Raw genomic sequence first — 19,511 nt, 5'->3', positions numbered from 1 at the left:
ACATGAAACGCATCGCCCTGGCCCTCGCCTTTGCTTCATTGATACCCGCCGCCCACGCCGTCGAATACACGCAAGTGCAAGTCGATAAAAGCGCCGTCAATTTCGTCTACAAGCAGATGGGTGTCGCGGTCGACGGGAAATTTCGCCGATTTTCGAGCACCTTGAACTTTGACCCGGCCAAGCCGGCCGCCGCCAAGGCAACCTTCGATGTGGATCTCGCCAGCGTCGATACCGGCGCCACCGAAGGCGACCAGGAAGTTGCCGGCAAGCAATGGTTCAACACCAAGGCTTTCCCGACGGCGCGCTTTGTTTCCGGCAGCGTCAAGGCGCTCGGCGGCAATCGATATGAAGTGGCCGGGCAATTGACCATCAAGGGCAAGACACAGGATGTTGTCGTACCCGCCACCTTTACGGCGCAAGGCAACGCCGGCGTCTTTGACGGCAGTTTCACCATCCGCCGCGCCGACTTCACCATCGGCGAAGGCGCCTGGGCCAAGTTCGACATCGTCGCCAACGATGTCCAGATCAAATTCCGCATCACCGCAGCAAGCAAATAAACCCCAACCCTGAACGGAGAATCACCATGAAAAAGCAACTCGCCACCCTCATCCTTGCCATCGCTGCTGCCGCCCCGGCACTGGCAGCGCCTGAGACTTTCAACCTGGACAACAATCACACTTTCCCGCGCTTCTCCTACAGCCATCTTGGCTACACCATCCAGATGAGCCGTTTCGACAAGGTGACCGGCGCCGTCGTTCTCGACAAGGCCGCGAAGACAGGCAAGGTCGACATCGTGATCGATACCAAGTCGGTCAATACCGGCTCGGAAACCTTCAACGAGCACATCCAGGGCGAAGACTTCCTCGATACCGCCAAGTACCCGACCGCGACCTTCAAATCCACCAAGGTCGTGTTTGATGGCGACAAGCCGAGCGCCATTGAAGGCAATCTGACCTTGAAGGGCATCACCAAGCCGGTCACCCTGAAGGTCACCTCTTTCCTGGCCATGCCGCACCCGATGATGAAGAAGGATGCCATTGGCGCCAACGCCACGACGACCGTCAAGCGCACCGATTTCAACATGGGCAAGTACGCACCCTACGTCGGTGACGATGTCACCATCGACGTGACCTTCGAAGGCATCAAGCAATAAGTTGCTCCATCATGAAAAGCCCGCCCGCTGATCGGGCGGCTTTTTCACAACTTGAAGGCTGGATTTCCTGAATCCTGATTCGAACGGTCAGCCGCCAGAAGTACATCGCGCCGCTTGTCGAGTAATTGCGTCGCGATCGCGACGATGTTGATCAAGTCAGCGCTCAGCACCTTGTTTTGATTGATGGCCTGGCGTACCACCTCTTCAATCTCCGCTTCCATCTGGTCGAGCCTCGACTGATCCGCATTTCTTGCATCGCGCACGATGAACAACAGCTTGATGTCGATTTCTCTTTCCGTTGCGGAGCTGCTCTTCCCGATACTGAAAATCCAGACGATGCTGGAGCCAAGAACACCCAGGGCGATCGATATCAGATAAAAGATATTGAAAGCGCTGTCCACAAGCGAATCCTGTTCGCCATCGAAATACGCTGCCGCGCCGGGATGGATGGGAAGATTCGAGCCATCCTCGCCATCGGGCGCCTCGATGTTGCGGGCAAACGGTGAAGTTGCGATCAGTCGTGCCCGGGAAAGCGTCAGGAGGCGGGCTATTTCACCGGTTGCAAAGTCAGGCAATGAATGCCGGCCGACCAGACGCACGGTGACTGCCAACGTATCCATGGCCTCCTCGGGCTTTGGCTTTGTCCCGCCAAAAGCACCCTCGTCCACTTCATTCGGCTCAGTCCCTGGAATGGTCTTGGCAATGGCCGCAGCCTGCTTATCGCCGATCAGCTTGGGAGAAGTTTTGGTGGCATTGGCAATGGCACCAATCGCCTTGCTGATCGAACCCAGGCCCGAGGGTCCCAGCGCAAGCACGGCATCCACTTGATCATTTGCGATTGCCGGACCAATTTTATCCAGCGACAGAAATACGCGATCAACCTTGCTCGGACTGATGCTGTAAAAAGCCAGAATGCCATCCAGCAACCGCGAGAGGGCTTCATTTCGCTCAACGGAATCGGTCTTGAGCAGCGCAATTTTCTTGCCCGACAAGCCCTGAAAGCTGTCCAGACTGGAGCGCCCGGAAACAATCAACACCAGGTCGTCGCGACGGAATATGGCGATGGTCAGACCATTGCTCGGCATCGCTATATCGCTGCGCACAATGGCAAGATCGGCTTCGCCATCTTCCAGTGCCTTGGCACTGGCAACGAAACTCTCCTTCTTGATCCGCTTGAGCTGAACCATGGGGCGTTCTTCAGCAAACACCTGAGTAAACGTGTTCAAGAAATCCGCCCCGACGGTCGTTGCCGGCCCGGTTGCCACTTTGAGCGGCCAGCGCACCAGACCCTGCTTGATGACCAGAATGCTCACAGCACCGATGGCGAGCATTATCGCCAATGCAATGAACAAATTTCTGAGCCAAATGGGCCGTGAAACAAACAGTTGTCGGGCTGATCTGATCATTAAGCATTCCTGAAGGACATCAAAAGCTGCCGCGGACACACGACTCGACAAAAGGATATATCTGCCAGGCCCGAGCTTCCGTCAGTCCATTGCAAATGCTATATCTACAAAATGTGATTCGGAAACCATCTTTAGGGGCAAGCAGGCTGTATGGTATCCGCTGAGCGGCAGGCTGCGGAACATCCCCACTGGGTTGTGACATGGCAGTTGTTCTCTCTGGGATGCATCGATTCGATTCCAGGTGCTTAAGCAAGACTTAAGCTAGGCCCATTAGACTGCACATAACCTGTCACGGATTGCCACTCATGCCCCGCAGAAATTTCATTTTTACCGCTTTTTTCCTGTTGACCGCAGCAACGCATCTTTCGGCCCAGGAAAGCCGTCTTGTGCTGCAAGCGACCCAGATCAAGTCGCTAGGTATTGAAACAACTGTCTCCGGGCAGAGTACCAGCGGTCGAGCCGGCAGTTATCCAGCCCAGGTGCTCGTGCCCAATGAACAAATGCGCGTCGTTGCTGCGCCGGTGGGCGGCCTGGTTGAAATGCTGGCGGTAGCGCCCGGCTCCACCGTCAAACGCGGCCAGGTCGTCGCCCACCTGGCCAGCCCGCAAGCCCTCGAACTGCAACGCGATGCCCTGCAAGCCAGCAGCCAGGCCGGACTGATGCAACAAAATCTGAAACGTGACGAACAACTTTATGCCGAGGGCCTGATCGCCGAATCCCGCCTGCAAGCCGCACGCGCCGCCGCAGCCCAGGCGGGGGCGCAGGCCTCCGAAAGACGTCAGGGCCTGGCACTGGCCGGTGCCGTACCCGGCAAACTGGGCGGCAAACTGGCCCTGACCGCAGCCATCGACGGCGTCGTACTGGAACAGGGCGTCCAGCTCGGACAGCGCGTCGAAACCTCGGCCATGATTTATCGCATCGCCAAACTATCGCCGCTCTGGCTGGAGATTCAGGTGCCCGTCGATGTGGCCGCCGTGCTGCTTGAAGGCGGCCCGGTCAAGATCAGCGATCGCGAAGTCGTCGGCAAACTCATTTCCATTGGCCGGGCCGTCGATATGGCCAGCCAGACGGTTCTGCTGCGCGCCGAAGTCGGCAAAGGCGCTGAAACACTGCGCCCCGGGCAGGTCATCGAAGTCGATATTGCCGCGCCGAGCGGCCAGCATCAACGCTTGCCGTCATCGGCACTGGCCCGTCATCAAGGCGCCACCATCGCCTTCGTCCAAACAAGCAGCGACGACAAGGGTGCCACCTTCGAAGCTCGCCCGGTCCGCATCATCAGCCAGGGTGGCGACATCGTCATGGTGGATGGCATCAAGGCCGGTGAGAAGGTCGCCATCAAGGGCGTTTCCGGGCTGAAAGCCATGCTGACCGGCGTTGGAAAAGAATAATGCTTGCCGCACTGATTCGTTTCTCGCTCACCCAGCGCCTATTGCTGCTGGTCCTTACCGTCATGCTGATTGGCGCGGGCGTGCAGGCCTACCTCGGCTTGCCGATCGATGCCTTCCCCGATGTGTCGACCACCCAGGTCAAGATCATACTGAAGGCCCCCGGCATGACGCCAGAAGAGGTGGAAACACGTCTTGCTGTGCCGGTCGAGCAGGAATTGCTCGGCATTCCACATCAGCGCCTGCTGCGCTCGACCTCCAAATACGCCCTGACCGACATCACCCTCGACTTCGAAGACGGCACCGACATCTACTGGGCACGCCAGCAGGTCGGTGAACGCCTGGCCGCAGCGATGGGCAACCTGCCACCCGGCGTCACCGGCGGCATGGCACCGATCACCACACCGCTCGGCGAAATGTTCATGTTCACCATCGAGGGTGAGATGTCGCTGGCCGACAAACGCGCCCTGCTCGACTGGGTGATACGCCCGCAATTGCGCACGATTCCCGGCGTAGCCGACGTCAACAGCCTGGGCGGTGAGGTACGTACCTTTGAAGTGGTACCCAATCCACAACTGTTGGCGGCACGCGGTCTGGCGCTAAAGGATCTGCAGGCTGTCCTCGAAGCCAACAACCGCAACGACGGTGCCGGACGGCTGAACGATGGCGAAGAGGCGCTACTCGTTCGCGCTGAAGGCGCCATCAAAACGGTCGATGATGTCAAAGCCATTGTCCTGCAAGCCAAGGACGGCAATATTGTTCGCATCGCCGACGTCGCGACTGTCGGCCTCGGTGCCCTCACCCGCTATGGCGCAGTCACCAAGAGCGGCAAAGGCGAGGCGGTCGAAGGCCTGGTCCTTGGCCTGCGCGGCGCCAACGCCCAAAGCGTGGTCGATGGCGTCAAGGCCCGGTTGGCTGAAATCGCACCCAGCCTGCCGCCAGGTATCACGATCGAGCCTTTCTACGATCGCAGCAATCTGGTCCAGCGCGCCGTTGGCACCGTGTCGAAAGCGCTGCTTGAAGCCATCGTGCTCGTCGTGCTCCTCCTTCTCGCCTTCCTCGGCAACCTGCGTGCCGCACTGGTCGTCGCCCTGATGCTGCCGCTGTCAGCGCTGGCTACCTTCATCCTGATGCGCACCGCTGGTTTGTCGGCCAACCTCATGAGCCTCGGCGGACTGGCCATCGCCATCGGCATGCTGGTCGATGCCGCGGTGGTGGTGGTCGAAAACGTCGAAAGCCAGCTGGCAGAAGCACAGGAAAACCTGCCGACGCTGCACCTGATTTTCCGCGCAGCCCGTGAAGTTGCCTCACCGGTCACCTCCGGCATTGTCATCATCATCATCGTCTTCCTGCCGCTGCTCACCTTGCAGGGCCTGGAAGGCAAGATGTTCGGACCAGTCGCGCTGACAATCGTATTTGCGCTCGCCTCCTCGCTGCTGCTATCGCTCACCGTGGTGCCGGTGCTCGCCTCCTACCTGATCCAGCGCGGCGTGCATCATGAACCATGGCTGGTTAAAAAACTGTCGGCGATCTACAACCGAATGCTGGGTTCAGCCCTCAGTCACAGCCGTACCTACGTGCTGGGTGCAACCATTGCACTGGCCGCCGCCGCTGGCGCCTTCATGCTGCTCGGCAAGAGCTTCATGCCGACAATGGATGAGGGCGACCTGATCATGCAGCTTGAAAAACTGCCCTCCATCGGCATCGACCAGACCATCGCCATCGACAGCGCCGTACAACGCGCCATCCTGGCGCAGGTACCTGAAGTCAAAGCCATCGTCGCCCGCGCCGGCTCCGACGAACTTGGCCTCGACCCGATGGGCCTCAACCAGACCGACACCTTCATGGTGCTCAATCCGCGCGAAACCTGGCGCAAACCAGACCCGGCCTGGCTGGCCGACCAATTGCGCGCCGTGATGGTTGATTTCCCTGGGATCGGTTTCTCCTTCACGCAGCCGATCGACATGCGCGTTTCGGAAATGCTGACCGGCGTCCGTGGCGACCTGGCCATCAAGATTTTTGGCCCCGACCTTGCCACGCTGAACAAGCTGGCGGTCGAGGTCGAAAATACAGTCAAAAAGGTAAAAGGCGCCGAAGACACCTTCACGCTGAAAAACGACGGCGTGCAATATCTGAAAATCGCCGTTGATCGCCTCGCCGCAGGCCGTTTCGGACTGAACGTTGACGACATCCAGAACGACTTGAAGGCGCTGCTTGAAGGCCGCAATGTCGGTACAGTGATCGAACAGGGTCGCCGCATACCGGTCGTCCTGCGCGGCCCGGACAACCTGCGTTCGTCGCCGGCCGATTTCGAAGCCCTGCGCCTGAGCCTGCCCGGTGGCGGCAGCGTGCCGCTGGCCTCGGTCGCCAAGATCCAGCGCATTGACGGCCCGGTGAAAGTCGACCGCGAAAACGCCCAGCGCTACGTCGTCATCCAGTCGAATGTCCGCGACCGCGACCTGGTCGGCTTTGTCGAAGATGCCAAGGCCAGCGTTGCCCGCGACGTCAAATTGCCGCAAGGCTATCGGCTGGCCTGGGGCGGCCAGTTCGAAAACCAGCAGCGCGCGGCGGCCCGCCTGATGGTTGTCGTCCCGGTGGCACTGGCGCTGATCTTCTTCCTGCTCTTCTCGACTTTCGGCTCGGTACGTCAGGCTTTGCTGGTTCTCTCCAACATCCCGTTCGCCATGATCGGCGGCGTCTTCGGCCTGCTCATTTCCGGCGAATACCTGTCGGTGCCCGCGTCGGTCGGCTTCATCGCCCTGCTCGGCATTGCCGTGTTGAATGGCGTGGTGATGGTCACCTATTTCAACCAGTTGCTGGCCCGCGGCCTGCCCGTCGCCGAAGTGGTCGTCGAAGGCGCCAAACGCCGCCTGCGGCCAGTACTGATGACCGCCAGCATCGCGGCCTTTGGCCTGGTGCCCATGCTCTTCGCCAGCGGCCCCGGATCGGAAGTCCAGCGACCGCTAGCCATCGTCGTGATTGGCGGGCTGGTCACCTCGACGGCACTGACCCTGCTCCTGCTGCCCATCCTCTTCCGTCGCTTTGGTGTCAAAACCACCGTTTCATTTACTGAGGTCCACCATGGCTGATGTCCTGCTTTCCCTGACCATGCCCAACGATGTTGCGCAGCTGGTCGAGGATCTGCTCCTATCGCACCCCGACTTGGTCCGCGGCTTTACCGCCAGCCTGGCCGAAGGGCACGGCGCCGTCATCCCGCTGGTCGAACCGGATGAACTGGTCAGCGGCCACTCGCCGCGCACCCAGATCCGCATGGTCGGGCCGGAAGAGCGGCTACGCACGGTCCTCGAACTGATCAAAACCGAACTGCCGCGGGCCAATGTGTTTTTCTGGCTGGTTCCCGTCATTGACATGGGGCGTTTATGAAATTCGATTTTGGCCTTTTTTTCCGGTTGACCGCAGCACTGAGTCTTGGCGGCATCGGCGGCTCCGGTTTCGCTGGCGAAGCGACGCCGAACCTGCCCCCCGCCGAAATCGTTGCTCGCGTTTTGCTGGCAAACCCCTCAGTCCAGGCCGCATCCGGACAAATACGCGTTGAGGAAGCCAATCGGGATCGCCTCGAAGCCGGCCATTACGAATGGAACATCCATCTCGGCGCCCAACAGCGCCGCAGTGCGCCAACAATCGGCCCCGATGAGCGTTTCAATGAATGGAACGCGGCTATTGAACGCCCGCTACGCCTGCCCGGCAAGGGCTCGCTGGACAGCGAACTCGGTGCCGCAGGAGTCGCCCTGGCTGAAACAGCCCACGGTGATGCACTCCATGAAAACAGCCGTAACCTGTTGAAATCGTGGTTCGTCTGGCTCAAGGAAAGTGCCGCTGAAGCGCAGTGGACCGAACAATTCGCGCTACTCGAAAAGCAGGGAAAAGCCGTTCAGCGCCGCCAGCAACTAGGCGATGCCGCGCGTCTCGAAACCATTCTGGCCGAAGCAGCGCAATCTCAGGCCGAAGCCCAATTGGCCCAGGCCCGTGTCCGCCAACAAAATGCCAGTGAAGATCTGCGCCGTCGCTACCCCGGCCTGCCACTGGTCACCGGCGCAATCGCCGAACCGGTGCCTATCGAGGGCAACGAAACTGACTGGATCAACGCCATCCTGGAACATAGTCACGAACTCGAACTGGCTCGCGGCGACACCCACCGAGCGCAAATCATCGCCGGCCGCGCCAGCCGTGACCGCATGCCCGACCCGACCATCGGCCTGCACGTATCACGCGAGCGAGCCGGTGAGGACAAGATTTACGGCGCCTACATCAGCATCCCGTTACCGGGCGGCGCCCGTCGCGCCACCTCCGATGCCGCGCTCGCCCAGGCCGACGTTGCCGGTCGCCGCGAAGCTGCAGCCACGCAAAAAATCAGCGCCGAATCCGCCATGCTCTATCAGTCGGCGAAGGCAGCTTTCGCTTCCTGGCAAGCCAGCCGCACCGCAGCCGAACGCCAAAGCCGCGCCGCCGAGATGACCGCCCGTGCCTACCAGCTTGGCGAGGGCAGCCTCAACGACTTGTTGGCCGCCCGCCGCCTGGCCAACGAAGCCCAGCTATCGGCACGCCTCATGCAACTTGACGCACTGGAACTGCGCTACCGGCTGCTACTCGACGCCCATCAGCTTTGGGCCATGGACTAACTTCGTTCGCGGCGCTGCCGCATTGCTATTCATCACGGCAGCGCCAGGCATTCAGCAGAAAATGGAGCGGGAAAGCCAATCTCGCCCCATCAAAACGCTAGGCGACGTATCATGACCGTACATTCGCCACAGGATGAGACAACGCCATGACCCGTAATCTGCGCCAACTTGCCAGCCTGTTTTTTGGAACGATAGCCATTCTCTTGGCGCTACCCGCTGCAGCTTGGGAACTGACCGGCAGCAAGACCATCAAGCTGCAAACACGGGACGGACAAACCATTGTTCTTGGCACAGTGGAATTCATCCCCAAAGGCGACCAGACCACCTTCTCGGTACACCTTGATCACACCCGAATGAAAGATTTCTTTCTCTCCATGAAGGAATTCAAGTGCCTGGAAGGGGATGAAATTCAATGCCACGTTCCCTACCCCTATCCCAATCCGGGTACCGTCAGTCGTAGCGACCTGCGCTGGCTGGAACACTCACTGCTCTTCCTCTACAAGCAACCCAAGGATTTTGGCGCAAAGCTGTGGAATGGCCTTTACTACCACATGGAATTGACTGACAAAGGCATCGTCGGTACACCGCAAGCCATTGATCTCGTCCAGATCGGCGCCCCGCCAGCCGACACCAGCATTCCGCCCTTTGGCCCCGTTGACCGCACGGACATTCCAGCAAAATCTCGCTGGATCAGCAGTCTCACCATCGAGTAATCGGCGAAGTCGGCCGATTTTGGCTTCAAGCCAGGCCTCAGCAGCTCAGTTCGCTACTTTCTGCCAGCCTTTTGCCGCCATGCAGGCGTGCATTCGGCGGACGCTCGCGTTGGTCACCATGCCATCAGTGCCGGAATAGACCTGCTGCTTGCAGAATTTCTCGTCCTGAACGTACTCGCCGTCTGCCGCACCGCGTTTTTCCCAGTGCCAGGATGAGCAGGCTGCCAGTCCAATGAAGGCCATCATCAATAGTTTCATCGTGTGAATTTTACGCCGATTGTCGATATCAACTCATCGTCTCTTACCGGGCCAGACAGGCAATTCAAAAAATACTTTAATAGTGAAATTTATTCTGTAGAATAATAAATAACCATTCAGGAAAGGCCAACATGCCCACCGCCCTGCAAGCAAATCCACTCTCCGACCGTTCTCGCGTTCTGTCGACAGCCGTGGTCGAAGCGGCCAGACGCCTCGGGCTGGGTTCCACCGATCTCAATGCCATTATCGGCACCAGCCAGCCGTCGGCCTCACGGCTGCTCAACGGTAAATATTTCATTCCTGAAGGCAGCAAGACGTGGGAGCTGTCGGCCCATTTCGTCCGCCTTTACCGGTCGATTTCCTCTCTGGTCGGCGGCAATGACGATCTGGCCCGCAACTGGCTGAAATCCGGCAATCAGGCCTTCGATAATCGCCATCCGCTGGAAGTCGTCAAACGCGTCGAAGGTCTGCTGCACGTCTGTGAATACCTGGACGCCCACCGCGCTCGCGTCTGAGGCCCGGCCTTGGCTGGGCAAGGGCTGGCGGGCAGTCGAAGCGCAACACCGGGTCGCAACGATGACGCTGGTCCACGGCAACCTTGGCGACCAATCACTGCTTGAAGACATCCTCGAAGAGTCAAAGCCAGTCCTGCCGCGCGACGCCACGGGCCTGCACTGGCTGCTGGCAACCCCCTTCCGCTACTGGCCAAAACCGCCATCCGGCTCCCGCTTTCGCGCCCGGACCGACCCCGGTGTTTTCTATGGTGCCGACGACGAAAAGACCGCCTGCGCCGAATGCGGCTACTGGCGCCTGCGCTTCTGGATGGACAGCGAAGGTCTCGCTGGCCGCGAGGCATCCATCCCCATCACGCTCTTCGAATTCCACGGCGCGACCCAAAACGCCCTTGATCTAACGCTACCACCGCTTGTCGCCGACCGGACAAGCTGGACCGATCCGGTTGATTACGCCGCCACCCAGAAAATAGCCGGCACTGCCCGTCAGGCAGGCATCGAGCTGATCCGCTACCAGTCCGTCCGTCACCCCGAAGGGAGCTGTTTGGCCATTCTGACGCCACATGTATTCAACGGTGTCACCGAAGCATTCCGGAATGTTCAGCATAGCTGGACCCTATGGCTGAAACCACCAGGCCTGACCATCTGGCAACGCGAACTGACCACGGACAGCCACGTTTTCGACTACATATAGGCCGCTTTAACATGCCGCTTGATTGCGAAACCAGGAAAAAGCAAGGCTACAACGTTTCAGGCACAGAATTGCCAATCGCGAGACAAAGCAGTGATTTTGTGTCGGATTTCTTTACATTTGTAGGCGCACAATCAAGGGTAATCAACCCAATAAAAATGATAATAGTATTGAATTCAAACAATTTTATTGCATCTGATTACGACTGGGCACAGACAATGCTAAGTGTAAAGAAACGTGAAGAGTCGGCCCAGTAATTCGACGTAATCCCGATTAGCCAAGTCGCCGTATTGCTTGGCTTGCCTGTTCCCCAACCAGGAGATTTATAAGATGCAGCCTTACAAATACGGAACAATGCGCCTTGCTGCAGTTCCACGCTTATTCGTTACCGTCGGACTATGCTTATCCAGCGCCTTGGCTTTCAATGCTCACGCAACACTTGTCGGCGATTCGGTGACTGCCACTTTAAATGCCCCAAACGGATTTGTGGGTGACCCTCTACTCACTACACTATTAGGTACCGACACAGTCACAGTCGGCGCAGGCCAAGAAATCAGCGCCGGAGATGGCCATGATATCGGTGACAATTTCATGCTTTCTGGGGAGTTCATCGATTTCCAGGAAGCTTCAATTTCCTTGCGGGCCAACTGCGGCATGGTCGTATCAGGCAATTGCGTCACCGGCTACGCCAGCGGTGCCAAATACACTTTTAGCGACTTGGATGATTCGCTTGGCACGATTACAGGCTTCAGTCTGTCGAGTTCACTCTTCAAAAATTTTGATGCGAACTGGGTGAGTCTCATTGACGCCCACACCATCTCAGTTGCCCTGGATACCATGCAGTTCATAGATCAAGGCAAAGGGGAAGCCGATAATTTTGGCCTGCTGACCATCAATTTGATAGTTACTCCGAATGTGAGACCGCCACTTAACGAAGCCCCCGAGCCCAACAGTCTGGCCTTGGCACTGGTTGCCGCATTGGCACTGGCCGGGGTTGCAGGAAGCCGGAAAGCATGATCAGCGGGCCGGACTACGCGGCTTTTGCCGAGTGTCGCGGCCAACTATTTACGGTGGCACGGGAACAGGAAATGCTGGCGATTGAATTAACTGCGGTAGAAGCCCTTCCCGCAGTTCCCGGTCGGTCTCAACCGTTCTCGCTGACGTTTTCCGGGCCTCTTGAACCGTTTATGCAACAGATGACCTACCGGCTGTCGCATCCACATTTGGGAGAACTCTCAGTCTTCCTCGTACCAGTGGAAAGCAAGGCAGGAACAACGCACTACGAAGCCATCTTCAACTAGGCCCCTGCGGCCACGAGCACAAAGGAGTGGGTATGGCAACAGAACCGTATATCGGCGAAATCAATCTGGTGAGTTTCGATTTCGCGCCAAAAGGCTGGGCTCTCTGCAATGGTCAATTGCTGCCAATCAATCAGAACCAAGCCTTGTTTTCGATTCTCGGCACAACCTATGGGGGAAACGGGCAAACCAATTTTGCCCTGCCAAACCTCCAGGGGCGAACTGGCGTCGGTTTTTCGAATGCCATGCCTTTGGGCCAGGCAGCTGGATCCAGCACTGAAAACCTGACTCCGGGGCAACTTCCGAACCATACGCATGCGGTCAACGCCTCGGCAGACTTTGCCAACTCAAATGATCCAACCGGTCATGTTCTGGGAGCGAAGGGACGAGGCGGCACCAATCCGTTTGCCACCGCCACCCAGATGATGCCGCTCAACCCAAATAGTATTGACCCCGCCGGCGGAAATCAGGCGCACAACAACATGCAACCGTATCTGGCAATGAACTACATCATTGCGCTGGTTGGCATTTTCCCTTCGAGAAACTGAAACACTCCTCTCGGCAGTCGCCGGGAAAAAACATGAAAGGAAGTATTCATGTCGATGCCATTTGTTGGTGAAATCCGCTTGTTTGCAGGCAGCTTTGCCCCTCAGGACTGGGCATTCTGTGATGGCCAATTGATGTCCATCGCACAAAACGATGTTTTATTTTCGCTTATTGGTACGACCTACGGCGGTGACGGCCAAACTACGTTTGCCCTACCCGACATGCGAGGGCGAATTCCGGTACACATGGGTACCGGTTACGTTATCGGCCAAGCCGCAGGTACTGAAACCGTCACATTAGTCTCCGCGCAGATGCCCGCCCATAGTCACGGCATGCAGGCGTCGGACAACTTCGTCAGCAATGCGGCAGGCCCGACCGCTGCGACAGGCGCCTCAACAACCGCTTACTTCTACGGTGATGGCAACGACGCCGTCACCATGAGCCAGACAGCCATCAGTACTGCCGGCGGAAATCTGCCACACGACAACATGGCCCCATTTCTAGGTATCAATTACATCATTTCGCTGTACGGCGTATATCCGTCACGCTCTTGAGCCGAGAAAGTTGAACTGATTGCTGCTGAATTTGCTTCATATGAATTGAACTGGAGACCGAAATATGTCACTTGACCCTTTTGTCGGCGAAATCACCATGTTTGCAGGAAACTTCGCTCCCACCGGTTGGGCATTTTGCGCCGGCCAATTGCTGCCTATTTCCCAGAATACCGCGCTCTTTTCACTGCTTGGCACCTACTACGGTGGCGATGGCAAGTCGACATTCGCTCTGCCTAACCTGAATGGGCGATCACCGCTTCATGCGGGGCAAAGTGCGGGGCCGGGATTGCAGCAACGATCCCTCGGCGAGATGGGCGGTGTTGAATCCGTTACCCTTAGTCCTGGTGAGATGCCCAGTCACAACCATGCGCTTCACGCCGCCAATGCCGCAAATTTGCCAGCACCGTCGCCCAGCGCGCGCCTTGCCCCATCGAATGTCGGAAGCATCTACCGTGAGCCCACCCATCCGGTCGCCATGGCGGCGAATGTCATGCAGCCCAGCGGTGGCGGGCAGCCCCACAACAACCGCCAGCCCTACTTGGCGCTCAATTACATCATTGCCCTGCAAGGCATTTATCCACCACGCCCTTAATTCGGCGCAACACTAGCCATATCTACTTCAGGCCCACCCAACGACCAATCAAGGAGCGCACCATGAACAGAAGAGATTTTCTTGCCACCGGTAGCGTGACGATCGCCTCCTTGGCGCTTGCCTCGACCGCCGCGCTGGAATTGACCAGCACCAGCGGCATGACTGGTAGCGGCGGGATGTCGGCGGCCAGCAAACTTTGCCGGGCAACGTTCGCCCAATGCCTTGATTCGGTCTTTGAATTGCACCACACCATTCTTGGCCCGGTTAATTTAACATTGTCGAACCTGCTCGACAGAACCGCAGCCGAACGCAATGAGCAATTCACGCTCATTTTCCATGCGCCGAAAAACACCGAACTGTCTGGCGGCACCTTCGTCATGGCGCATACCGCGACCGGCTACTTTCCGCTGTACCTGGAGTCTGCGGGGCACGATGACAAGGGAGCGATGTTTCGAGCTGACTTCAATCTCGGCACATCCTGATTACCAATTCAAATCGCCTTGACCAAGCCGAAATCTGATTCGGCTTGGCCAGAAAAATATCGCCATCCAGCAGGCCGCCATTTCATTTAGTTACACTGATCTATAAACTGCCTTCGTTTATCCCACAACAACAACCTGGAGAACGAAAGATGCAAGGTTTGTTTGCTTACAAGCTCGACGGTAGCGGTGACGCAATTACGCTGGACATCAAGTTGGACTCGGTCAGCGCCAAGGCCCTTGCTCGACTTGATCGTTATATCAACTGGTCGGATGTGCTGAAACTTACTGAAAACGATCCGGAAGCAGCCAACGCGACCGAGCGCCTGCATACTGTCCTGCAGCATCTGGGCCAGTAAGTCCGGCCAGTAACCAACATAGGCGCAGGGTCCTGGCCCTGCGCTTTGTTTGACCCCGACAGCACGCGCAATGCATGCGTCACATCGTCAGCCCAAAAGACAAAGCCGGATTTCATCCACTTAATCTGCGCTTAAGTTTCACCTAAGTCCCCTTTAAGACTCGCTCTCTACACTGCTTCTCCATGGACACCCCAAGGAGAACTTCAATGAGAACCATCACCGCCGCAGTCCTGCTGCTCGTCAGCTTGGCCTGCCACGCTGAAACTCCACAACAGATTCGTCAAACCTACGTTTCCGAGGCGAGCAGCCAGCAGGCTGACTTCACCCCGTCAGCCAAACGCGGCGAGGCCTTTTTCCACAAACGTTTTGCCATCAACGAAAAGATGCCGGGCTGTGCGAGCTGCCACACCGACAACCCGTTGAATGCCGGCCAGCATGCGGTAACCGGGAAAGCGATTAAGCCGATGGCCGTTACTGCCAACGCTGAACGCTTCAGTGACCCGGCCAAGGTAGAAAAATGGTTTGGCCGTAACTGCAAGGAAGTCGTCGGCCGTGCCTGCACATCGGCTGAAAAGGCTGACTTCATGACCTATCTGAGCGAGGTACGCTGACATGAAAACCATTACCCTGATCGCCCTGCTCGGCTGCAGCTTGCCGGTCCTGGCCGACCGCCTGCCAACGCCTGCCAACGCCCCGGCCAGTTTCAAGGCCGAGTGCAGCAGCTGTCACATTGCCTATCAACCCGCTTTGCTGGCCGCCAACGATTGGAAAAAGATCATGGCTGGCCTGAACAATCATTTCGGCAGCGATGCTGCGGTCGACCGGAAAAAAGGCCAGGAAATCGAAACTTTTCTGGTCAACAACGCCGGCGATGCCAAGCGCCTGGGCAATGCCGGCAACCCACCACGGATTACCCAGACGATGCGCTTCATTCGCAAGCACCATGAGGTGCCAACCAGATTCTGGCGCGACCCGCGTGTCAAGTCGGCGGCCAACTGTGAGGCCTGCCACGGCGGTGCAGCAAGCGGCAACTACAGCGAACACGACATCGCCATTCCGGAACTTCGGGAGTAATCATGCAAAAAATTCTAGTCTGGGACTGGCCGGTTCGCATCGGTCACTGGTTGATGGTAGGCGGCTTTATCGTTGCCTGGCTGACTTCTGAAAGCGAAACATGGCGACTGGTCCATGCCTGGTCCGGTTCTGTCGTCATCGCCGTCGCTCTCTTTCGTCTGCCCTGGGGTTTCATCGGTTCGCGTTACGCCCGCTTCGTCGAGTTCGTGCGCGGCCCGAGCTCGGTCATCGGCTACCTGAGTAGCCTGCTCAAACTGCAGCCCGCACCGCATACCGGCCACAACCCGGCCGGTGGTTGGGCCATTGTCATTCTGCTCGCGCTCGGCATTGCATGCGGCGTCACCGGTTGGGCAACTTACAATGAAATCGGCGGCGGCTGGCTGGATGATCTGCACGAAGGGCTGGCCGCAACCATGCTGGCGGTGGTCATTGTCCATGTCGCAGGCGTCATCTCCGGCAGCGTGCTGCATGGTGAAAATCTGGTGCGTGCCATGCTCACCGGACGAAAAAACGGCAGGACCGACGAAGCCATATCGTCGGCACGCCCCTTGGCCGCTGTCATTCTGCTTGTCTGGGTCGTTGCTGCCAGCTGGTGGTTGGCAAGCTAGCGTTCTACTTCGCAATTAGGCGATCCATGAAAGCTTGTTTTTGTGCGCTTGGCGTTGTTGCTCATCCTCGCAATAGCTTCGGCTATTGCTCCGGTTCGCGCCTAGCCAGGAACACAAATCCAGCGCTTTCATTGTGGCTCGCTAATTACGAAGCAGACCTCTAGAATCCCGCCATGCGCATCCTTTTAGTCGAAGACGATCCAGAATTGGGCGACGGCCTGACGGTGGGCCTGCGCCAGGCGGGCTTTGCGGTCGACTGGTTGCGAGACGGTCATTCTGCAGATCAGGCATTACAGAGCGAGAGCTTCGACCTGATCGTCCTTGACCTTGGCCTGCCGCGGCTGTCCGGGATGGAAGTCCTGAATCGCGCCCGTAGCCGTGGGCAGACCATGCCCATTCTTATCCTGACCGCCCGCGATGCGACCGGCGACAAGGTGTCGGGCCTTGATGCCGGGGCCGACGACTATCTCGTCAAACCGATCGACCTCGACGAACTCAGTGCCCGCATCCGCGCCCTGACCCGGCGCAGCGCCGGCCGCGCCGCGCCACTCCTGACCCATGGCGACCTGAGTATCGATCTGGCCGCGCACAGCGTCTCGCTCGCTGGCCAGGAAATCGAATTGTCCAGCCGCGAATTTTCGCTGTTGCAGATCCTGATCGAAAATGCCGGCCGCGTGCTGACCCGCACCCAGCTCGAACAATCCATCTACGGCTGGCGCGACGAGCCGGACAGCAACGCACTCGAAGTCCATATCCATCATTTGCGCAAAAAGCTGGGCAGCGATCTGATCCGTACCCTGCGCGGCGTTGGCTACACGATTTCAAAATGAGCGACGCCGCTGCAACCGTCTGGTTTTCACTGCGTCGTCGCCTGCTTGCCTTGCTGCTGGGAGGCGTAACCGTCGCCTGGCTGGTAACCATGATTTTCAGCTACATCGACGCTCATCACGAAGTCGACGAACTGTTCGATGCCCAGCTCGCCCAAGCGGCCCAAACACTGCTCGCGCTCGCCAGCCACGACACCGACCACGATATGGAAGACGATATCGGCAATGCCACGCACAAGTATCAGCGCAGCTTGCGTTTCCAGCTCTGGCGAGCCGATGGCACATTGCTGATGCGCTCGCACAATGCGCCGGAAACACCGCTGACCAGCGCCGATGATTTTTCCGAAACCCGCGACCAGCACGGCCATTGGCGACATTTCAGCCGGTGGAACCAGGATCGCAGCACCCAGGTCCAGGTCAGCGAGAATCACGATATCCGCGACGAGCTGATCGGGCACATTGCCTGGCGCCTGCTCCTCCCCGCTCTCTTCGGCCTGCCGCTGATCGGACTCTGGGTCTGGCTCGCCACCCGGCACGGATTTGCCTCGCTTGATGGCATTGCCCGCCAGATCGCCAGTCGCGAACCCCAACAACTGCAACCGCTCCATCCATCCGCAGCGCCCGAAGAAATCCGTACACTGCTTGAAGCGCTGAACGGCCTATTCCTGCGTGTCGAAAACACCCTTGAATCCGAGCGTCGCTTTACCGCCGATGCCGCCCATGAACTGCGCACCCCACTGGCGGCCCTGCAGGCCCAGCTGCAAGTCGCCCAGCGCGCCCGTGATAACGACGAACGTGATCGATCACTCAGCCAGTTGCAAAGCGGCCTGACCCGGGCTGTCCATCTGGTCGACCAGATGCTGCATCTGGCTCGTCTTGATCCTGAATCCGGCCTGCCTGACCCGCAGCCCGTAGACCTTTCGATACTGGCTGAATCCGTATGTGCCGACATCGGTCCGCAGATTCTCGCAAAAAATCTCGACTTCGACCTCGAAGCCACGCCCGGCTGCCTCGTCATCGGGCAAGCCGAGTGGCTGCGGGTATTGATCCGCAACTTGGTCGACAACGCCGTTCGCTACACCCCCGATGGCGGCCGAGTACGCGTCAACGTGACCAAGTCCAAGGGACTAGTCGGCTTTTCGGTCAGCGATAGCGGCCCCGGCATACCTCCGGAAGAAAGAAAATCCGTCCTCCGGCGCTTCCATCGCCTGCACCAAGGCAGCCAGCCGGGGAGTGGCCTGGGGCTGGCCATCGTCAGCCGCATTGCTGAACTGCATGGGGCTCATTTACAACTAGATGACTCATCTATGCCCAAAGGCTTAGTTGCCGGGGTAAAATTCCCGACTGACTGATCACCAAGCGCAAAAAGGCGCACAATACGGAGCTGATCTGTCGCCGAGCATTTCTGTAGATGAAGATGACCACTGCGCACCAACTCAATCAAGTTACCAACCAAACCGATAACCCGCCCGAAGGCACCCGCCGCATCGTGGATGGTCTGGAACGGGTGTTCTACGACGGATACTGGATCAAGACCTACCGGGTTCCTACCGATTCGCTGGAAGCCAAGAAAAAGCTGATTGAGGCACTGACGCGGCGACTCTTCAACCACACCGAGCACGGCCTGAACATTCCAGGCACTCGCCTGAACGAGGCGCGCAGCAGTTACGAAAGCGAAACCGATCCGGCCCGCAAACGCGTCAAGGGTGCCATGCTGGCCGGCGCGCTCTTTAACCGGGCAGCCGACATTTTTCGCAAGCTGGTCGAGCTGCAGGCTTGCGGCATTGAAATTCTCAGCGACAGCCCGCTCATGCGCGAATGCGGAAAGTGTCTGCTCGACGCCATGGAGCTCGGCCGTTGCGTCATGCATCGCAGCGGCGAAGAAGGCATCGACGAACTTTGGGGCGAACCTTTCCGCGCCTTCTCGATTCCGCTCGAAGACTTCTACGAAAGCCGTTACATCAAGATCGGTCAGGTTCTGCGCGACATCGACAAGATTTCCAGGACGATGATCGACACTTTTAGTGGCATTCCCGCTTTTTCCGGCATTATCGGGCCGGTACGCGACCTTGCCACTGCCGCCAAGATCAAGACCGAAACCCTGCGTACCGACGTCGATATTTTTGATGTCTGGGCACGCATGGTCACAGCCGGAGAGCGTCTTGCCGACATCTCGTGGCATTCAGAGCCGATTCACATCAATGAGCCGTTGACCTACAACGTTGCCGACGGGCTGCAATTGATCCGCAAGGGCCGTGACCTGATTTTCTATATTGCCCGTGCACGAACAGCCATGCCGAAGAGCACGCGGGAATATCTGCAACGTTGCCAGAATTACCAGGCGACCGGTCAGATTGAAAAACTGGAGATCGCCTCTCCCGCTTGAGGTGCTTCCTTCCTGCTTTGGCAGAAGCAG

At 58.2% G+C, this 19,511-nt stretch carries 24 protein-coding genes; 22 read left to right on the top strand and 2 right to left on the bottom strand.

The window, feature by feature from the left end; genetic code table 11:
- The first annotated feature begins 2 nt into the window (after positions 1-2).
- Complete coding sequence (locus IPJ12_19420; GenBank protein MBK7649268.1) at positions 3-557, top strand: YceI family protein; 555 nt, start codon at positions 3-5, stop codon at positions 555-557.
- Between the two features lie 26 nt (positions 558-583).
- Positions 584-1,153, top strand: a complete 570-nt coding sequence (locus tag IPJ12_19415) for a polyisoprenoid-binding protein (protein ID MBK7649267.1) — start codon at positions 584-586, stop codon at positions 1,151-1,153.
- 44 nt (positions 1,154-1,197) lie between these two features.
- Here IPJ12_19415 and IPJ12_19410 read toward each other — a convergent pair whose 3' ends face one another.
- Positions 1,198-2,484, bottom strand: coding sequence for a hypothetical protein (locus IPJ12_19410; protein ID MBK7649266.1), 1,287 nt, complete (start codon positions 2,482-2,484; stop codon positions 1,198-1,200).
- 380 nt (positions 2,485-2,864) lie between these two features.
- Between IPJ12_19410 and IPJ12_19405 the strand changes: the two genes are divergently transcribed.
- From IPJ12_19405 to IPJ12_19385, 5 genes are all read left to right on the top strand, one after another.
- Positions 2,865-3,947, top strand: coding sequence for an efflux RND transporter periplasmic adaptor subunit (locus tag IPJ12_19405; GenBank protein MBK7649265.1), 1,083 nt, complete (start codon positions 2,865-2,867; stop codon positions 3,945-3,947).
- The gene (locus IPJ12_19400) at positions 3,947-7,033 is read left to right on the top strand and encodes an efflux RND transporter permease subunit (GenBank protein ID MBK7649264.1); all 3,087 of its coding nucleotides are present in this window, start codon (positions 3,947-3,949) and stop codon (positions 7,031-7,033) included. Before IPJ12_19405 ends, IPJ12_19400 begins: the two co-directional genes overlap by 1 nt.
- Positions 7,026-7,328 (top strand): DUF3240 family protein, encoded by a 303-nt coding sequence (locus tag IPJ12_19395; protein MBK7649263.1) that lies wholly within the window; start codon positions 7,026-7,028, stop codon positions 7,326-7,328. Before IPJ12_19400 ends, IPJ12_19395 begins: the two co-directional genes overlap by 8 nt.
- On the top strand, positions 7,325-8,584 hold the full coding sequence (locus tag IPJ12_19390) for a TolC family protein (GenBank protein MBK7649262.1): 1,260 nt from the start codon (positions 7,325-7,327) through the stop codon (positions 8,582-8,584). Before IPJ12_19395 ends, IPJ12_19390 begins: the two co-directional genes overlap by 4 nt.
- A 146-nt stretch (positions 8,585-8,730) precedes the next feature.
- On the top strand, positions 8,731-9,297 hold the full coding sequence (locus tag IPJ12_19385; GenBank protein MBK7649261.1) for a hypothetical protein: 567 nt from the start codon (positions 8,731-8,733) through the stop codon (positions 9,295-9,297).
- A gap of 45 nt (positions 9,298-9,342) precedes the next feature.
- Here IPJ12_19385 and IPJ12_19380 read toward each other — a convergent pair whose 3' ends face one another.
- Positions 9,343-9,543, bottom strand: a complete 201-nt coding sequence (locus IPJ12_19380) for a hypothetical protein (protein ID MBK7649260.1) — start codon at positions 9,541-9,543, stop codon at positions 9,343-9,345.
- Between the two features lie 143 nt (positions 9,544-9,686).
- Here IPJ12_19380 and IPJ12_19375 point away from each other — a divergent pair, with 143 nt between their 5' ends.
- The 15 genes from IPJ12_19375 (at position 9,687) to IPJ12_19305 (ending at position 19,481) form a co-directional block, all read left to right on the top strand.
- Positions 9,687-10,070 carry a DUF2384 domain-containing protein gene (locus IPJ12_19375; GenBank protein ID MBK7649259.1) on the top strand — a complete coding sequence of 128 codons (384 nt, stop codon included), beginning with the start codon at positions 9,687-9,689 and terminating at the stop codon, positions 10,068-10,070.
- A complete protein-coding gene (locus tag IPJ12_19370; protein MBK7649258.1) occupies positions 9,991-10,761 on the top strand; it encodes an RES family NAD+ phosphorylase in 771 nt (256 codons plus the stop codon). Before IPJ12_19375 ends, IPJ12_19370 begins: the two co-directional genes overlap by 80 nt.
- Before the next feature lie 327 nt (positions 10,762-11,088).
- Positions 11,089-11,775 (top strand): hypothetical protein, encoded by a 687-nt coding sequence (locus IPJ12_19365; GenBank protein ID MBK7649257.1) that lies wholly within the window; start codon positions 11,089-11,091, stop codon positions 11,773-11,775.
- Positions 11,772-12,059, top strand: coding sequence for a hypothetical protein (locus IPJ12_19360; protein ID MBK7649256.1), 288 nt, complete (start codon positions 11,772-11,774; stop codon positions 12,057-12,059). The genes IPJ12_19365 and IPJ12_19360 overlap by 4 nt, the downstream gene beginning before the upstream one ends.
- Positions 12,060-12,091: 32 nt before the next feature.
- Complete coding sequence (locus IPJ12_19355) at positions 12,092-12,604, top strand: phage tail protein (protein MBK7649255.1); 513 nt, start codon at positions 12,092-12,094, stop codon at positions 12,602-12,604.
- A gap of 48 nt (positions 12,605-12,652) precedes the next feature.
- A complete protein-coding gene (locus IPJ12_19350) occupies positions 12,653-13,156 on the top strand; it encodes a phage tail protein (GenBank protein ID MBK7649254.1) in 504 nt (167 codons plus the stop codon).
- 64 nt (positions 13,157-13,220) lie between these two features.
- Positions 13,221-13,748, top strand: a complete 528-nt coding sequence (locus tag IPJ12_19345; protein MBK7649253.1) for a phage tail protein — start codon at positions 13,221-13,223, stop codon at positions 13,746-13,748.
- Positions 13,749-13,810: 62 nt separating this feature from the next.
- Complete coding sequence (locus IPJ12_19340) at positions 13,811-14,230, top strand: hypothetical protein (GenBank protein ID MBK7649252.1); 420 nt, start codon at positions 13,811-13,813, stop codon at positions 14,228-14,230.
- 149 nt (positions 14,231-14,379) lie between these two features.
- Positions 14,380-14,586 carry a hypothetical protein gene (locus IPJ12_19335; protein ID MBK7649251.1) on the top strand — a complete coding sequence of 69 codons (207 nt, stop codon included), beginning with the start codon at positions 14,380-14,382 and terminating at the stop codon, positions 14,584-14,586.
- Positions 14,587-14,792: 206 nt separating this feature from the next.
- Positions 14,793-15,197: a DUF1924 domain-containing protein gene (locus IPJ12_19330; protein ID MBK7649250.1), complete on the top strand. Its 405-nt coding sequence runs from the start codon at positions 14,793-14,795 to the stop codon at positions 15,195-15,197.
- A 1-nt stretch (position 15,198) separates the two neighbouring features.
- Complete coding sequence (locus tag IPJ12_19325; protein ID MBK7649249.1) at positions 15,199-15,660, top strand: diheme cytochrome c; 462 nt, start codon at positions 15,199-15,201, stop codon at positions 15,658-15,660.
- 2 nt (positions 15,661-15,662) lie between these two features.
- The gene (locus IPJ12_19320) at positions 15,663-16,268 is read left to right on the top strand and encodes a cytochrome b/b6 domain-containing protein (GenBank protein MBK7649248.1); all 606 of its coding nucleotides are present in this window, start codon (positions 15,663-15,665) and stop codon (positions 16,266-16,268) included.
- A 173-nt stretch (positions 16,269-16,441) separates the two neighbouring features.
- Positions 16,442-17,098 (top strand): response regulator, encoded by a 657-nt coding sequence (locus IPJ12_19315; GenBank protein MBK7649247.1) that lies wholly within the window; start codon positions 16,442-16,444, stop codon positions 17,096-17,098.
- On the top strand, positions 17,095-18,447 hold the full coding sequence (locus IPJ12_19310; protein MBK7649246.1) for a sensor histidine kinase N-terminal domain-containing protein: 1,353 nt from the start codon (positions 17,095-17,097) through the stop codon (positions 18,445-18,447). Before IPJ12_19315 ends, IPJ12_19310 begins: the two co-directional genes overlap by 4 nt.
- A gap of 65 nt (positions 18,448-18,512) precedes the next feature.
- Positions 18,513-19,481 carry a hypothetical protein gene (locus IPJ12_19305; protein MBK7649245.1) on the top strand — a complete coding sequence of 323 codons (969 nt, stop codon included), beginning with the start codon at positions 18,513-18,515 and terminating at the stop codon, positions 19,479-19,481.
- The last annotated feature ends 30 nt before the right edge of the window (positions 19,482-19,511 follow it).

This window comes from Betaproteobacteria bacterium (genome assembly GCA_016709965.1).
GTDB lineage: Bacteria > Pseudomonadota > Gammaproteobacteria > Burkholderiales > Rhodocyclaceae > Azonexus > Azonexus amarohabitans.
The sequence above is the reverse complement of the archived record's forward strand: the minus strand, read 5'-3'. Positions and strand labels throughout refer to the sequence as shown.

What these genes read in the sequence shown, in the direction of transcription:
- IPJ12_19415 (MBK7649267.1), top strand. Translation starts at nt 584, where the DNA reads ATGAAAAAGCAACTCGCCACCCTCATCCTTGCCATCGCTGCTGCCGCC.
- IPJ12_19345 (MBK7649253.1), top strand. Translation starts at nt 13,221, where the DNA reads ATGTCACTTGACCCTTTTGTCGGCGAAATCACCATGTTTGCAGGAAAC.
- IPJ12_19350 (MBK7649254.1), top strand. Translation starts at nt 12,653, where the DNA reads ATGTCGATGCCATTTGTTGGTGAAATCCGCTTGTTTGCAGGCAGCTTT.
- IPJ12_19305 (MBK7649245.1), top strand. Translation starts at nt 18,513, where the DNA reads ATGACCACTGCGCACCAACTCAATCAAGTTACCAACCAAACCGATAAC.
- IPJ12_19380 (MBK7649260.1), bottom strand. Translation starts at nt 9,543, where the DNA reads ATGATGGCCTTCATTGGACTGGCAGCCTGCTCATCCTGGCACTGGGAA.
- IPJ12_19310 (MBK7649246.1), top strand. Translation starts at nt 17,095, where the DNA reads ATGAGCGACGCCGCTGCAACCGTCTGGTTTTCACTGCGTCGTCGCCTG.
- IPJ12_19410 (MBK7649266.1), bottom strand. Translation starts at nt 2,484, where the DNA reads ATGCTCGCCATCGGTGCTGTGAGCATTCTGGTCATCAAGCAGGGTCTG.
- IPJ12_19315 (MBK7649247.1), top strand. Translation starts at nt 16,442, where the DNA reads ATGCGCATCCTTTTAGTCGAAGACGATCCAGAATTGGGCGACGGCCTG.
- IPJ12_19395 (MBK7649263.1), top strand. Translation starts at nt 7,026, where the DNA reads ATGGCTGATGTCCTGCTTTCCCTGACCATGCCCAACGATGTTGCGCAG.
- IPJ12_19390 (MBK7649262.1), top strand. Translation starts at nt 7,325, where the DNA reads ATGAAATTCGATTTTGGCCTTTTTTTCCGGTTGACCGCAGCACTGAGT.
- IPJ12_19385 (MBK7649261.1), top strand. Translation starts at nt 8,731, where the DNA reads ATGACCCGTAATCTGCGCCAACTTGCCAGCCTGTTTTTTGGAACGATA.
- IPJ12_19420 (MBK7649268.1), top strand. Translation starts at nt 3, where the DNA reads ATGAAACGCATCGCCCTGGCCCTCGCCTTTGCTTCATTGATACCCGCC.
- IPJ12_19400 (MBK7649264.1), top strand. Translation starts at nt 3,947, where the DNA reads ATGCTTGCCGCACTGATTCGTTTCTCGCTCACCCAGCGCCTATTGCTG.
- IPJ12_19405 (MBK7649265.1), top strand. Translation starts at nt 2,865, where the DNA reads ATGCCCCGCAGAAATTTCATTTTTACCGCTTTTTTCCTGTTGACCGCA.
- IPJ12_19360 (MBK7649256.1), top strand. Translation starts at nt 11,772, where the DNA reads ATGATCAGCGGGCCGGACTACGCGGCTTTTGCCGAGTGTCGCGGCCAA.
- IPJ12_19330 (MBK7649250.1), top strand. Translation starts at nt 14,793, where the DNA reads ATGAGAACCATCACCGCCGCAGTCCTGCTGCTCGTCAGCTTGGCCTGC.
- IPJ12_19365 (MBK7649257.1), top strand. Translation starts at nt 11,089, where the DNA reads ATGCAGCCTTACAAATACGGAACAATGCGCCTTGCTGCAGTTCCACGC.
- IPJ12_19320 (MBK7649248.1), top strand. Translation starts at nt 15,663, where the DNA reads ATGCAAAAAATTCTAGTCTGGGACTGGCCGGTTCGCATCGGTCACTGG.
- IPJ12_19375 (MBK7649259.1), top strand. Translation starts at nt 9,687, where the DNA reads ATGCCCACCGCCCTGCAAGCAAATCCACTCTCCGACCGTTCTCGCGTT.
- IPJ12_19335 (MBK7649251.1), top strand. Translation starts at nt 14,380, where the DNA reads ATGCAAGGTTTGTTTGCTTACAAGCTCGACGGTAGCGGTGACGCAATT.
- IPJ12_19340 (MBK7649252.1), top strand. Translation starts at nt 13,811, where the DNA reads ATGAACAGAAGAGATTTTCTTGCCACCGGTAGCGTGACGATCGCCTCC.
- IPJ12_19325 (MBK7649249.1), top strand. Translation starts at nt 15,199, where the DNA reads ATGAAAACCATTACCCTGATCGCCCTGCTCGGCTGCAGCTTGCCGGTC.
- IPJ12_19355 (MBK7649255.1), top strand. Translation starts at nt 12,092, where the DNA reads ATGGCAACAGAACCGTATATCGGCGAAATCAATCTGGTGAGTTTCGAT.